The 13,839-nt window shown below is 48.8% G+C and carries 10 protein-coding genes; all 10 read right to left on the bottom strand.

Annotated features, from left to right (window positions below):
- Positions 1-256 (bottom strand): RING finger domain-containing protein (locus tag ACO6UY_RS19190; RefSeq protein WP_422490907.1); only part of this gene is annotated, 256 nt, incomplete at its 3' end.
- A gap of 33 nt (positions 257-289) precedes the next feature.
- The gene (tnpC, locus tag ACO6UY_RS19185) at positions 290-1,798 is read right to left on the bottom strand and encodes an IS66 family transposase (RefSeq protein ID WP_422444001.1); all 1,509 of its coding nucleotides are present in this window, start codon (positions 1,796-1,798) and stop codon (positions 290-292) included.
- A 270-nt stretch (positions 1,799-2,068) separates the two neighbouring features.
- Positions 2,069-2,623, bottom strand: a complete 555-nt coding sequence (locus ACO6UY_RS19180; RefSeq protein WP_422490906.1) for a hypothetical protein — start codon at positions 2,621-2,623, stop codon at positions 2,069-2,071.
- A 383-nt stretch (positions 2,624-3,006) separates the two neighbouring features.
- Positions 3,007-4,233: a sodium/glutamate symporter gene (gene gltS, locus ACO6UY_RS19175; protein WP_422443997.1), complete on the bottom strand. Its 1,227-nt coding sequence runs from the start codon at positions 4,231-4,233 to the stop codon at positions 3,007-3,009.
- Between the two features lie 21 nt (positions 4,234-4,254).
- On the bottom strand, positions 4,255-7,929 hold the full coding sequence (locus ACO6UY_RS19170; protein WP_422463094.1) for an SbcC/MukB-like Walker B domain-containing protein: 3,675 nt from the start codon (positions 7,927-7,929) through the stop codon (positions 4,255-4,257).
- Entirely contained in the window at positions 7,929-9,218 is a 1,290-nt protein-coding gene (gene sbcD / locus ACO6UY_RS19165) for an exonuclease subunit SbcD (protein WP_422443993.1), read from the bottom strand. The genes ACO6UY_RS19170 and sbcD overlap by 1 nt, the downstream gene beginning before the upstream one ends.
- 233 nt (positions 9,219-9,451) lie before the next feature.
- Positions 9,452-9,931: a CreA family protein gene (locus ACO6UY_RS19160; RefSeq protein ID WP_422443991.1), complete on the bottom strand. Its 480-nt coding sequence runs from the start codon at positions 9,929-9,931 to the stop codon at positions 9,452-9,454.
- Between the two features lie 227 nt (positions 9,932-10,158).
- Positions 10,159-11,787 carry a bifunctional UDP-sugar hydrolase/5'-nucleotidase UshA gene (gene ushA / locus ACO6UY_RS19155; RefSeq protein ID WP_422443989.1) on the bottom strand — a complete coding sequence of 543 codons (1,629 nt, stop codon included), beginning with the start codon at positions 11,785-11,787 and terminating at the stop codon, positions 10,159-10,161.
- 183 nt (positions 11,788-11,970) lie between these two features.
- Complete coding sequence (serA, locus tag ACO6UY_RS19150) at positions 11,971-13,200, bottom strand: phosphoglycerate dehydrogenase (RefSeq protein ID WP_422443987.1); 1,230 nt, start codon at positions 13,198-13,200, stop codon at positions 11,971-11,973.
- Positions 13,201-13,499: 299 nt separating this feature from the next.
- The gene (locus tag ACO6UY_RS19145; RefSeq protein ID WP_101747242.1) at positions 13,500-13,760 is read right to left on the bottom strand and encodes a DUF4404 family protein; all 261 of its coding nucleotides are present in this window, start codon (positions 13,758-13,760) and stop codon (positions 13,500-13,502) included.
- Positions 13,761-13,839: the final 79 nt, after the last annotated feature.

The following is a 13,839-nucleotide window of genomic DNA, read 5'->3' as shown; positions in this document are numbered from 1 at the left end:
TAAGTTTACTCGTTTTTTGCAAAAAAATGACCACACGCTCCTGCAATGGGATATTTTTTATCTCTTTTATCTTGTTATCAGTTAATTGATTGGTACAGGCAGGGCATTTTTTTTGGTTGGAACTTTCCACCCATTTCCGCATGCATGATTTACCAAAAACATGTCCGCATGTCAGCTGGATGCTTTTGTATTTTTTTGAGTCACAACATATTGAGTCATAACATATTGCACATTCAAGACCCTTAGCACTATTCATATCAAAACCGAACCATAAAAGGATTTTTCGTAACTATTCAGCCCCAAGAAGCGGAAGATTGCCGTAATTCTCTACAGCTCTATAAATGGAGTGGAATATATTCTTTCCTTGCTTTTTCGCAGACGACACGTAGCTGCGGATCCGTGTAAACATGGAACCATCGTAATCATTCCTGAAGCAGCCTGAGATTTTCTGCTTCAGCTTTGCCATCCTGGCATCCCTTTCGCTGCCGTTGTTATCGAAAGGGATTGTGAAGTCCGTCATGAAACGCAGTGTCTCTTCCTTGTAATCAATGAGCCTCTTGAACAGGTTATAAGCCTTGGTTCTCTTTACCTTCTTTCGTCCCAGCTCTTGCCGCTGCCTCTCCATATAAGCGGCTTCTTTCGCCAGTGCGCGCTTGAGTATACGATCATAAATATCTTCTATGCGCTCTTGCAGAACAGACGGCATCTGTAGCATTCCAATAGTGTTAAACCCTTTACAATAATGCCAGCTGAGCCGCAGCAGTTTCATTAAGCGCAGAGCCAGCTGGTTGGCATCCCTGTCTACCACACCCTGAAGCTCGCGCAGATGATGGGCGTTGCACAATACGTGTACTGCCGCATAGGTAAAGTAGGGTTTCCAGTGGTCATGAACCAGCACGCCGGTAAACGTGAGCAATATACCCATGGCATCCATGCCTTCGCAGCCACGCTTTTGTGCAAGATGGTAGAGTGTCCACTGATCATCCCGCAGGATATGTAGCCACCAGAGGTCACCGTCCACCCTCATACCCGTTTCATCGGAGCCAGCAACAGGCGTCTCCTTTAGAGCATCCTTGATGACCTGTTCAGTAGAGGCGAGGTTTTCGTAAGTTGCTGCAACGAAGTTGGCAACACTGCCTGCACTGAGGCTCATGTTATGAACGGTATGAAAATATTCTGACACTCTCTTGTAAGGAATAAAGTGATACTGGTTCAGGTAGACGGCCATGGCCTTTGTTGACGGCCCATATTGTACGGCAGCGGTCACTCCCTTGGGAAAAGCTGCCTGATTATGGTGACCACAGGAACAAACCTTCACCTCTGCCCTGTGAGCGGTTACCTCGGGGCAACCGGGCTTTCCCCATTCAAACACCTGACGCTCAATATGCTTGAGTGGCTCAACATCAAGAAGGGAAGTATGGCAATCATGACATTCCAGAAGTGTGTGATAGACAACATAATCAGGATTATCAACTGACTTAAGGCAGTTACCTTTATGCCCCTTTTGACCACCGGCTTTATTATCAGACGATTGCCTCAGGCTTTTGGGAGTTGGAGACTCCTGCTGTGAATCGGAGTTTTTTCCATTAGTGGAATCATCTTGGGGACTGTCGCTTTTATTGGGTTTCTGATAGCCATCGGACGATGGAGGTTTACTGCTGTTCTGACTGTTTTTACTGACCATCCCCTCAAGCTCACGACACCGTTCTTCAAGGTAGGCAACCTTCATGCGTAGTTGTACAACTTCCTCTGCCAGGAGTTGGTCGCTTGAAGGTGTTGACGACGTTTCAGAACCCATGCTGGATATGAACCTGAGATTCATTGCATCTCAGGCTGGCAGATAATTCAGGAATTTCCAGAAAATTTTGAGGGGTGCTGAACAGTAACATTGCAGCTTTCTTCCATGACCATATATTTGTTCAGTCAGATAAGGCGGAAGATGCTTTGAAAGCACTGCATGAACTCTCGACAACTGATAATAGCAAAACATGCTTGTAACGAATCAGGATGAATTTACGTTGAATTTCTGGTGATATGTTAGCTCACTATGGAATACAACAGCGGTTACTTAAATCATCATCTCCTCCAGGGATTCAGATGTACCATTTTGGGATAATGCTCCTTCAGTAAAATTAATACAATCCTGAGTGGGGTTTTTGATAAAATATTCTGCTGAATGCAAAATATTCTTTTCATCATGATCCGCCAATCCTATTTCATTTAGTGTGGTTTTTAAAAAAGAATCAGGGTCAGCATCTTTTAAAAGTAAAGCATGATAATGGTCATCTTTAGGCTTTTCTTTTTTATGTAATCTTGGCAAATGACACTTTATATCTTTTTCACAAAGCAATTTTACATTATCAGATTTGTCCCAGAGGTTAGGATAATTTTCATCAGTATAAAAAGTAAAAACAAATCTATCTTTAATAGGTATTGAGTTGATGGTTATATAAGTTGTTGTATAAAACCCTTTGCTCTTTGGAAAATATGAAAACCCGAAATCAAATTCTCTGGCTAAATGTAATGAAAATACACCCGTCTTGTTTTCTGGTGATTCGATAAAATTGCTGTTTAATCGTAACTTCTCATTTTTAACTGGCAAAACCTCAGTTTCTGTCGTCATTTTAGCGGTTTTACTGGGCTTTAGAGGATTGCATGTAGAATTTGCTGGTCTTTTTTTGAGCTGTTATGGTTAGACTTGAACCTGCTGATACCGATGGTTGCATTATAGTCCTCGAGGGCTATTAACAATTTATTAAAACTGTATTTTAGATTTGATATTAGAATAGAAATTCGCTTTTTAAACTAATAATTCTGAAAGCGTGCCTGACATAAAATTCAAGTGATCAATGGCCCGCTATTCAGAGGAGTGCAAAAGAGCCCGTCTCTCTTATTCAGTACAACTGATGGGCTCCTTCTCTCATTGACATCCAAACTCCGCTAAGGGTGAACGGAGATTGTACACATCAAACTCATTAATGAGATGTACCAGGAGTTGATGATTGATTAACCAAAAATCGACAATGCCGCCTGCAGAATAATCAGGTTAACAATATCAATAAAGAAGGCACCGACAATAGGCACAACCATAAACCCCTGGGGTGAAGGACCAAAGCGGTTAACGACGGAGCCCATGTTCATGACCGCTGTGGGTGTTGCGCCAAGACCAAAGCCGCAGTGACCGCTGGCAATAACGGCCGCATCGTAGTCTTTGCCCATCACCCGGAAGGTCACCACATAAGTAAATATTGCCAGCATAACGGACTGTGCCAGCAAGATGACCAGGATCGGGATGGCCAGATCGAGAATATTCCAGAGTTTTAAGCTCATCAGGGCCATGGCCAGAAACAGGGCCAGTGACACCGTGCCGAGAATATCGATGGTTTCAATATCCAGCTTTTTCACCCGGGTGACTTCCAGCGTGTTGGTGATGATAACGCCGATAAACAGGGCATAGACAAAATCGGGAATCATCAGCCATTTGATCTCGAAGTTGTTGACCCAGATTTCAAGGTACTTGGCACCGGTCACACAGATCAGAATCATAAACAGTGATTCAATCATCTTTTTTGAGGTGACATTGTCTTCCTCATTTTCGTTGTAGGTCACCAGCTCAGGAAACTGTTCATGGGTTCTGTTGGTGTTGCCGTATCTGGATTTCAGGCCATATTTATCCACCAGTCGCTGCGCCACCGGACTGCCAATAATGCCGCCCATGATCAGGCCGAAGGTGGCTGAAGCCATGGCAATCTCAAGTACATTGTGCATGCCGTATACTTGCTGGAAGGTTTGAGACCAGGCCGCACCGGTACCGTGACCTCCGGAAAGAGTGATTGACCCGGCAATTAATCCCATCAGCGGGTCAAGCCCCAGCAGGGTGGCCAGTGACATCCCCAGGCCATTTTGCAGCACGATATAGAGAGACGCCACGGCAAGGAAAACAAGCACCTTGACCCCACCTTTAATCAGCTGGGTATAGCTGGCGGCCAGACCAACCGTGGCAAAGAACATCAGCATAAAGGTGTTTTGCAGGGGCAGGTGGAAGTCAATCTCGACACCATTGAAGTGCAGCCAGGCAATAACACCGGCAATGATCAGTCCGCCAACAATAGGCTCAGGAATATTGAACTGCTTTAATAGAGGAATTCGGGCATTGATGAAATGCCCCAGAAATAGCACAAAAATGGCGATGAGAAATGACTCAAGCGCGCCAACCGTCAGTAGTTGATTCATAAACCCTCAAAATAAAAGTGATCAGATACAGGCAAAGCGTCTACCCAGTTTGCTGTAGCCCAGTCCGGTTTCTTTTATCACTTCTATCCGGGTGGGAATCCGTTCTTTCAGGGACTCAATATGGGAGATGATACCGACCATCTTCCCACTGGCATTCAGGCTATCCAAGGCGCTGAGTGCGGTTTCCAGTGTTTCCTGATCCAGTGTACCAAACCCTTCATCCAGAAACAGCGAGTCGATACGGGTTTTATGGCTGACCAGGTCAGATAACCCCAGTGCCAGCGCCAGGCTGACCAGAAAGCTTTCTCCACCGGACAGGGTTTTGATATCCCGTGCGGAGTCACCCTGCCAGGTGTCCAGTACTTCAAGGCTGAGTTCATCGTTGCTTTTGCGGTTGAGCAGATAGCGGGCATGGAGCTGTTCCAGCTGTCGGTTGGCCAGAAGAATCAGATGATCCAGCGTCAGGCCCTGGGCAAATTTACGGAACTTGTCGCCTTTGCTGGAGCCGATCAGGCCACTGAGTTGCGCCCAAACCTGATATTGATGCTCTTGCGTTGCGATATCCCTGAACAGGCTGGCCTGGCCAAGACGTTTTTCGTCGTCGTCTTTCAGCGCCTGGGTAATCTCACCTTGTCGTTGATTGATTAAACGAATGCGGTTATCCAATTCGGTCAGTCTGTCAGTCACTTCATCCAGAGTTAGTTTAGTCGCTGGCTGTTCAATATGTGCTTTCAGGTTGGCCTCCGCCGAGGCAAGCTTGCCTTTGGCCTCATGCAGCTGTTGTTCAATGGTCTGTTTCAGTTCTGTCAGTGTCTTCCGTTCTTCTCTGTCCAGCAGTGCCTGCTGGAAATGTTCGCTATCCCGGAATGGGCTGTCGTTTAACAATGTCTGCCAGGTTGTTCCGGCGGCTGTCAGTGCTTCGCCCAATGTTTCCTGTTCCATGGTCTGCTGGCGAACGATTCCAGTCAGCTGAGCCAGCTTGTCATCAATGGCTTTCAACTGGCTCTGGCTTTGTTGATGGTGTGCCTTTGCTTCGACCACCAGTGACTTGAGTCGCTGTCGCTCCTCACCCACGATTTTCTGGCCAAACAGATCCTGTCGTTGCTGCTGTTGCTGTTGTCTCCGAGCATTGGTGTGATCCAGCGTTTGCTGAATGTCACGGATAAGTTCATCGGCTTTTTGCCGGTTTTGATGCTTGTGATTCAGCTGCTGGGTAATGGCCTGGATTTTCTCATTCAGCGTTTGTTGTTCGGCGGTGATGTGCTGCCATTGTTGCCAGTTTTTTTCCTGCTGACTCAGCCAGGTTGATTGCTCTGACAGGATTGGAATCTCCAGATGCAGCGCAGTTTGGATTCTCTGCCTGATCTTCTCTTCCAGCGCCCGGTTGGCCTGTTGGCTTTGCTCAAGCTGTTGACGCTTTTCAGACAGCTGCTGGTCAATCTGCCTTTGCTGTTGCTGGTTAACCTCCCGTTGATGGGTGTGTTGGGTCATGTCGTTATTCAGCTGGTCCAGCTGCTGCTGTTCAAGTTGAATGCGGTGATTAAGCTGGCTCAGTTGTTCAAGCTGCTTTTTCCGGGCCTCCCCGGTCTCGGAGAACTGTTTGAAGTGGTCTTGATATTCTTCGGTGTTGTTGATCGATAGGGAAAGAGACTGGGCATTGCTGGTGGCGGACCAGTCTGATGTGACCTGGGCAATCTGATTTTGCAGCTTGCTAATGGTCTGCTCTGAGGATTCCAGTTGTACCTGTAAACGGGCAGCCTCTTTGTTCAGCTTCTCGCCCTGAAGTTGCAGTTGCTCCAGTTCCCGCTGTCTGGCGGTTAAACGCTGTTCGGTATCGGAAATATTCAGCTGCTGATAGTGTTCAATGGCCGGGTGTTCTGTGGCACCGCAAAGGGGGCAGGCCGCTCCGGCCTGCAGTTGGTTGCGATAGTCCTTAAGGCTGGTGATCTGCCGCTCCCGGGCTAACAGCTGTTCCAGGTCATGACAGTGTTGCCTGACATTCCGGTACTCTGTCCTGCATTTTTCAATGTTGTCGGTGTACTGTGCTACCGATTGCTGCAGGTTGCCATGCTGGGTTTGCTCTTTCTGTAAGTCAGCGGTGCAGTTGGCAAATTGCTGGCTGAGGTTGTTCAGATGCAGCCATATCGGGTATTGATCGTGCCACTGCTGTTGATCGGTCAGCAGCTGCTCTTCTTCCTGGCCATTTAACAGGGCTGTTTTGTTCTCTAGCAGTGTTTTATTCTGGCTGGCGCGTTGTTCCCGTGTTTTGGCCAGCGACTGAATATACTCTTCCAGTGTCTGGTGTTGTGCGCCCAGGTTCTGGCGTTCCTGCTCTAACTGATGAATGGCTTGAGCAAACTGTTGTTCACCCTGGCTGGCGGTTTCCCGCTGCTCAAACAGGGTTTGTAATACCGGCAACTGTTCACCCAGCGTTTGCTGGTGTGCATTCTGTTCCAGGTAACGGTTGGCTACCTGAAGTTGTCCAGTGAGTTGTTCCCGGGACTGCTGGTCATCGGCAATGCTGTTGTTCAGTGTGCACTGCTCATGTTCAGCGGCCTGCAATTTGCCTTTTATGGCCTGTTGTTCATTGGTCAGTCTCTGTATATCAGCATCCAGAGGGATGACCTGCTCTACCAACAGGGATTCGGTTTGCTCCTGTTCCTGCTGATAGCTTTCCCAGGCATTTAACTGAATCTGACACTGTTTCTGAACACTTTCCGCCTGTTCGGTGGTGACCTGTTTTTCCTGCTGATGATCAGCCAGTGTCTTTTGTATCCGTTGATGCTTTTGTGTCAGTTCGCTTAACCGATCCCAGTCCGGCAGCAGCTCCATGGCGGGCAGGGCCTGCTCCAGACGGTTTATCTGCTCGCTGTGTTCTGATTTGTGTTGAAGAGCATTATCCAATGACTCCCGGGCTTTTTTCTGTTCACGTTCTCTGCTGGTCAGCTCTTCCAGCCAGCGCTTCTGCTGGTTCAGGGAGAGGCGTTCGTTGCCGGTTTCCTCCTGTTGCCCGGCAAGCTGACTCTGTTCTTCTCTCAGTTCTGTCAGTCGATCGTCGTTCAGTAGAGCAATACCGCCCGCTCTGGCCTTTAACAGGTCGAGTTGCTGCTCTGAGGTGCGCATGCGCTCAAAGGCACGGCGGGAGATTTCTCCGTAGATCTCGGTACCGGTCAGTTCTTCCAGCAGCTCAGCCCGGTCATTGGCACTGGCCTCCAGAAAAGCGGCAAAACCGCCCTGGGCCAGCATCATGGATTTGGTAAAACGTCCGAAGTCCAGCCCGGTCAGCTCACTCACCTTTTTCAATTTATCGCTGATACGGGTGGTAATAATCGTACCATCACTGTCGGCCAACTCGACCTGAGGTGCCTGCAACTTGCCGTCTGCTTTGCCCCTGGCCCGGCGTTGTGACCAGAAGGCGCGATACGCTTGACCTTTGACTTCAAACTCAACTTCGGCGAGCGACTCGGCGGTATGCCGGGTCATCAGCTCGTTATCGGAGGCGGAGATTGTGGTCAGGCGGGGAGTCTGGTGGTACAGGGCAAGGCAGATGGCATCCAGCAGCGTGGTTTTGCCAGCACCGGTCGGGCCGGTAATGGCAAAGAGACCCGTGTTGGTAAACGGTTCACTCTGGAAGTCTATTTTCCACTCGCCCCTGAGGGAGTTAATATTTTTCAGGCGCAGGCTGAGAATTTTCATCAGGCGTTGTCCTTCTGGCCATGCTGCGCCAGCATGGGATGCTGTTTGTCTGCTGCAAACACGTCTTCGAGTATTTCCTGAAACGCGCCGGTCAGCTGCTGTAATTGTTCATCGGTCAGCTCTTCCTGCTTAAGCCGTTGCTGAAAAACATCCTCAACCTTCAACTCGGCCAGACTCTCCTGGTCAGCAACGGTTAGGGATGCGGCGGCTTTTTCCCGTTTTCTTCTTACCCTCAGCAGCTCACATGAGGACAGCTCCTCTCTGGCCAGCACCATTTGTTCGACCCGGCTTTGCAGGTCGTGAAGGTAGGTTTCGGTGGTGATTTCAATCTCCAGCCATGGATTGAGTTCAGCCTGCGGTTGCTCATTTTCATTGGCCCGCTCACTGGCAAGAGTGGCCAGCTGCTGGTCAATGCTGTCCAGGGAGCCCTTGAGACTGATCAGAGGCCTGAAAACAGGAACAATGACGGACTCAATTTTATTCAGCTCGTTTTCCCTGAAGTCCACAATAATGACTTGCTTATCGGATCCGGCTTCATCAAAACTCAGCGGGATTGGTGAACCTGAATAGCGAATATGTTCCTGCTTCGCCACGACCTGTGGCCGATGAAGATGGCCGAGGGCAATGTAGTGAGCCTTGGGGAATGCGGCTACCGGAAATGCCGACAGGGTTCCGATATAAATTTCACGCACGGATTCGCTTAGTTGTCCGCCAACTGTCGTTAAATGACCCGTTGCAATAATGGGCAGACGTTCCCCTGCCAGCTTTTCAGCTTCTGTATAAATGGTCTGATAGTGGGCAGCAATCGCCTGTTGCAGTGCCTGCTGTTTATCCTCACCGGTCTCTCCCGCCTGACTTTCCAGAACATCCCGTGGGCGGACAAACGGAATTGCACAGATCACCGCGCCGGGGTTGCCCTGAGCGTTGTTCAACACCAGAACCTGCTCCCGGGAGTCTTGGCTGACGCCACCCACCACAAAGGTATTCAGGCAGGCCAGCAACTCTTTTGATTCATGCAGTGTGGCTACCGAGTCATGGTTGCCACCAATCACGATAAGCTGCCGACAGTGGGTATTCTGCAGGCTGACAATAAAGCGGCTATAAAGTCCCCTGGCATAGCTGGGCGGGGTGCCGGTATCAAAGATATCACCGGCAATAATCAGGGCATCGATGCGTTGCTCTTGTACCAGCTCGATCAGCCAGTCCAGAAAGGCCTGGTGTTCTGCCTCCCGGCTTTTGCCCATAAAATGCTGGCCAAGGTGCCAGTCTGAAGTGTGAAGAATACGCATGGTGTCTTAAGTTTCGGGCAGTCAGAGGGTGGAGTGAACATCACCCTGGTGAAAAAGTAAAAAGTGAAACTACACCAGAACCGTACTGTAGCCAATGATCTGGCAGCGGATTCCTTGTTTCACTCTTCTTGCGACAGTGCTGCCTGGCAAAGGATAGCTGGATCGTCCGGGAATTGCTCAGGGTACTCAGATTAATATCACATCAACTGAGTGGACTGGAAAACTGCGGTCAGCTATTGAGTTGTATCAGGTTGGTTTAATTGATCCCAGACGGGGTTTCCCCAAAGGGGCACGGTGGTCATGGAGTGTTTGGCACTGCCGGCCGTTTCTTTGGTGGAGTAGCTGAGATAGATCAGGGTTTTGTTTTTCTCATCCCAGATACGTCGTATTTTAAGATGCTTCCAGAGGATGCTTTTCGAGGTTTTAAACACCACTTCGCCGCTTTTGGACATATTGATGTTGTTGACCATATCCAGAGTAATCGGCCCTGTCTGTCGGCAGGAGATGCCCATATCGGAAGGGTCAGACAGGTCAAGATTGCCTTTTACGTGAGAGATATGACAGGTGACACCGCTGACCACCGGGTCGGTAAAGGTGTCGATCTTGATATCTTTAGTGGTGAACAAACCCAGGCTGACATTGCCTACCTCATTGTCTGAGCAGCCGGTGAGCAGAAGTGTTGTAATCAACAGAGCAGAGGTTAACGTTCGCATGTTTTTTAACCTTTTGATAGTTCCCGTCCAAAAACGCATCAAGTAACGTTAATTTTGTTGTATGTACGTCATAGTTGACCCTTAAAAGAAGCCCTGTTTTTAATAAAAGGCGAGCCTTGGGGCCTCATATATTTTTCAGAATATGGGGTACTTTTTATAGTGTTAGCAAACTGCATATCAAGGTATCCGGGATTTAAACACCGGTGGTTTTGCCGAAGACATGTTGACTATTTCCTCACAATCTCCCCTTTTGGCAGATACTCACTTCTCTTCAGAGGTGAGTATCTCTTGACGTAATCTCTCAACACGACAGCGTCTGTATAACCGGTATTAACAAACGTCAGGTTATCATCCACCACCGGCCAGTTATCACCCCCGGCAGCAGAAAAGGCATTAATTGCCATTCGATATTTCCTGTTTTTATCCACAGGCTTTCCGCCAATGTCCAGAGACATTAATTTATCGCCGGCCATGGTCAGCCTGACGTTGGCAAAGTGCGCCAGGCCGCCACTGACCGGTTGAATAGCAGCAATGTCTTCAATGTAGTTCCGCAGCTCACGGCCCGTCATTTCCAGGTAGCACACCATATTGCCAAAAGGCTGAATCTTGAGAATATCTTTTTCGGTAATCTTGCCTGCTTGCAAGCCAGTGCGAACGCCACCACTGTTCATGACAGCCAGATCAGCTTTGGTTTTTTCCATCTGTGCCCGGGCAATCAGATTGCCTATGGCCGCTGGGCCTGAGCGAACTTTTTCCCGTGAACCATCCAGGGTCTGATTGATGGAACCGACAACCTGATTCATTAGTTCACTCGCTTTATCCTGATAAGGCTTTAATGCCTTCAGCACTGCCGGATCTTCTGGAATCTCAGGTTCTATAGTGATCAGCTCTTTCTTACCATCAATGATTTTCTCTTTCTTGAGATTCACCGGAATCAGGCGGTAATTCACCATTTTCAGCAAGCCATGACTGTGTCCTCTGCCACTGTCCAGATATTGATAGATAAAATCAGCCCGACCAACATATTTACCCCACTCCCAGGCTTGCAGTACATAGGTGCTGTTTTTAATATCAGGCCGGTGTAGTTTACTTTGTGAATGGCCACCGACAATGATATCCACACCATCCACTTCTTTAGCCAGGCTGACATCACCCGGAGCATTGTGCCCATGTCTGGCGTTTGGATAATGCCCCATGTGAGTGAGTGCAATAACAATATCAGCCTTTTCATCCCGAATCAGTTTTGGTACCCAAACTGTTCCTGTCTCTATGGCATCATCAAAACGAATATCTTTAATGTTTTCCTTGAGCGCCTGCGATTCTGTATCTTCTGTCGTTAAGCCAAGAATGGCGACCCGCACACCTTGCAGCTCTTTCATTACCCAGGGCTTGAACACTGGTTTACCGGTATCTTTGTAAAAGATGTTGGCTGACAGGAACGGGAAGTCTGCCCACTTTTCCTGCTTCAGCAAAACAGGCAGCGGGTTATCAAACTCATGGTTACCCACGGTCATGGCATCATAACCAATAAGGTTCATCCCGATAAAATCAGGCTCAGCTTCCTGAAGATCGGACTCGGGCACCCCCGTGTTTATATCGCCTGCAGACAATACCAGAGACTTGCCGCCTTCAGCTTCTACATCTGCACGAATACGATCAATCAATGTTTTGCGGGCCGCCATGCCTACTTCACCGTCACGGTTTCGCCAGAATTTTCCGTGGTTGTCATTGGTGTGAATGATGGTGAAATTAAGCGTTTTCAGCGCAGGTTCTCTGTATTGCCCAGTATCGGTAGCACAACCGTTGAGCAATAGCAGGATGGGGAAAGACAATAACAACCAGCGTGGGTACAACATATGGACTCTCCTTTGAGGAAAACGCGGGAATCATACGCACACCTGATTAATTACTGAACGACGTTATTTAGATGTTTTTTTAATAATAAAGAGCACTGTTGTCTGGTTAAAAATCCAGTGCCCATACAACCTCACACCCTCGTTTCCTCGCTCTGCGTGGGAACGAGGTGCCAGTGATGTATATCAGTAAAGAACGCGGCAGCGGATGGTGCCTTCAATCTTTTTTATCTTCTGCATGGCCATATCGCTGTGTTCAGCATCAACATCGATAACAACGTAACCAACGGACTCATTGGTCTGCAGGTACTGACCGCTGATGTTGATACGGTTTTCAGACAGTATCTGGTTAATCTGACCCAGAATACCGGGAATATTCTGGTGGATATGCAGCAGGCGGTGCTTGCCGGGGTGGGCAGGCAGGGCGACTTCCGGGAAGTTGACCGACGACAATGTAGTACCAATATCGCTGTACATAACGAACTTCTCGGCAACCTCCCGGCCAATATTTTCCTGTGCTTCCTGGGTACTGCCGCCAATATGGGGAGTCAGGATAACATTCTTCATGCCACGCAGGGGGCTGATGAATTCATCATCGTTACCCCGTGGCTCTTCCGGAAATACGTCAATGGCGGCACCCAGCAGCTTCCCGTTCTTCAGGTGCTCGGCCAGCGCTTCAATAACCACCACAGAACCACGGGAGGCATTGATCAGAATGCTGTTGTCCTTCATGGCAGCAAACTGTGCTTCACCAAACATCCACTGGGTATCCCGGGTTTCGGGAACATGCAGACTGACAATGTCGCACATGCCAAGCAGGGTGTTCAGATCACTGATCTGGGTCGCATTGCCCATGGAAAGCCGGGTCACCACATCATAGAAATAGACTTCCATGCCCAGAGACTCTGCCATGATGCTGAGCTGGCTGCCGATATTTCCGTAGCCGATAATACCCAGTTTTTTGCCGCGGATTTCATGGGAGTTCGCTGCTGTTTTCTGCCAGCCTCCCTGGTGTGCCATGGCATTCTTCTCCGGGATTCCACGCAGTAGCAGGATGGCTTCAGCCAGCACCAGCTCAGCCACTGAGCGGGTGTTGGAATAAGGTGCGTTGAAAACAGGTATCCCCCGTCGTGTAGCTGCGGGCAGTTCTACCTGGTTGGTACCAATGCAGAAACAGCCAACAGCACAGAGTTTTTTTGCCGCCGCAAAAATCTCATCGGTCAGCTGGGTCCGGGACCGGATGCCGACAAAGCGGGCATCAGCGATACGTTCCTTTAGTTCCTCAGGAGGCAGGGAGGTGGTGACATAGTCGATATTGGTATAGCCCGATGCTTTAAGAATCTCGACAGCAGACGGGTGGACACCTTCCAACAGGAGAAAACGAATCTTGCTCTTATCCAGCGATATTTCGGGCATATCAGTCTCTTTATTGGTTAGCTCATGGCGGACTGGCTCAAGGCTGTTTTACATTAAAGCACTGTTTTTTATTGTGCAGGCGGACAACAGCAGCAGTGCTTTCAATTTATGGCTGTTATTGATCCACCCATCGTTTTCATGGCGCATCACCGGTTGCTCCCGGCTGCGTCAGGCGGCACATCATAGCATAGGCTGTGCGTGATAGTACCTGCTAAAAGGCGGTGGGTCGTTACTGCAGGGAGATCGGCCTCACATCAGTGAAACCGATCTGGTGGTAAGCTTTGTCATAGCGACCGTATTTAAATACCCATGCTGGAGAGGGTAAACATTAATTGCCGGATCGCCTGTGTCAGGGCCGGGTGGTCTTCACTGAAGCGAATGGCCTCCTGCTCCAGCTGATCGTTGTAGCCCTGAATGGGGATTTCTCCTTCTGCCTGGGCAACGGCAATGTTGATCTCTTCGGTTATCTGTTTTAAGGCTCCTGCTGTGCATTCATCGACGGGTGAGTTTTCAAGAATATCATGAAGGCTCTGGATATTGAGTTGCAGCTCTTCTGACATACTATGCTCCTTCCACTGTGCGGCCAGTCTTTATGATACTACTACAGTGTATGTGAAAGTGAGATGCTTTAACTGTGAG

Source organism: Endozoicomonas sp. ALE010, assembly GCF_049310165.1.
Taxonomy (GTDB): domain Bacteria; phylum Pseudomonadota; class Gammaproteobacteria; order Pseudomonadales; family Endozoicomonadaceae; genus Endozoicomonas.
The sequence above is the reverse complement of the archived record's forward strand: the minus strand, read 5'-3'. Positions and strand labels throughout refer to the sequence as shown.

Excerpts from the sequence above, each read along its gene's own strand:
- tnpC (WP_422444001.1), bottom strand. The coding sequence starts at position 1,798 with ATGGGTTCTGAAACGTCGTCAACACCTTCAAGCGACCAACTCCTGGCA.
- ACO6UY_RS19180 (WP_422490906.1), bottom strand. The coding sequence starts at position 2,623 with ATGACGACAGAAACTGAGGTTTTGCCAGTTAAAAATGAGAAGTTACGA.
- gltS (WP_422443997.1), bottom strand. The coding sequence starts at position 4,233 with ATGAATCAACTACTGACGGTTGGCGCGCTTGAGTCATTTCTCATCGCC.
- ACO6UY_RS19170 (WP_422463094.1), bottom strand. The coding sequence starts at position 7,929 with ATGAAAATTCTCAGCCTGCGCCTGAAAAATATTAACTCCCTCAGGGGC.
- sbcD (WP_422443993.1), bottom strand. The coding sequence starts at position 9,218 with ATGCGTATTCTTCACACTTCAGACTGGCACCTTGGCCAGCATTTTATG.
- ACO6UY_RS19160 (WP_422443991.1), bottom strand. The coding sequence starts at position 9,931 with ATGCGAACGTTAACCTCTGCTCTGTTGATTACAACACTTCTGCTCACC.
- ushA (WP_422443989.1), bottom strand. The coding sequence starts at position 11,787 with ATGTTGTACCCACGCTGGTTGTTATTGTCTTTCCCCATCCTGCTATTG.
- serA (WP_422443987.1), bottom strand. The coding sequence starts at position 13,200 with ATGCCCGAAATATCGCTGGATAAGAGCAAGATTCGTTTTCTCCTGTTG.
- ACO6UY_RS19145 (WP_101747242.1), bottom strand. The coding sequence starts at position 13,760 with ATGTCAGAAGAGCTGCAACTCAATATCCAGAGCCTTCATGATATTCTT.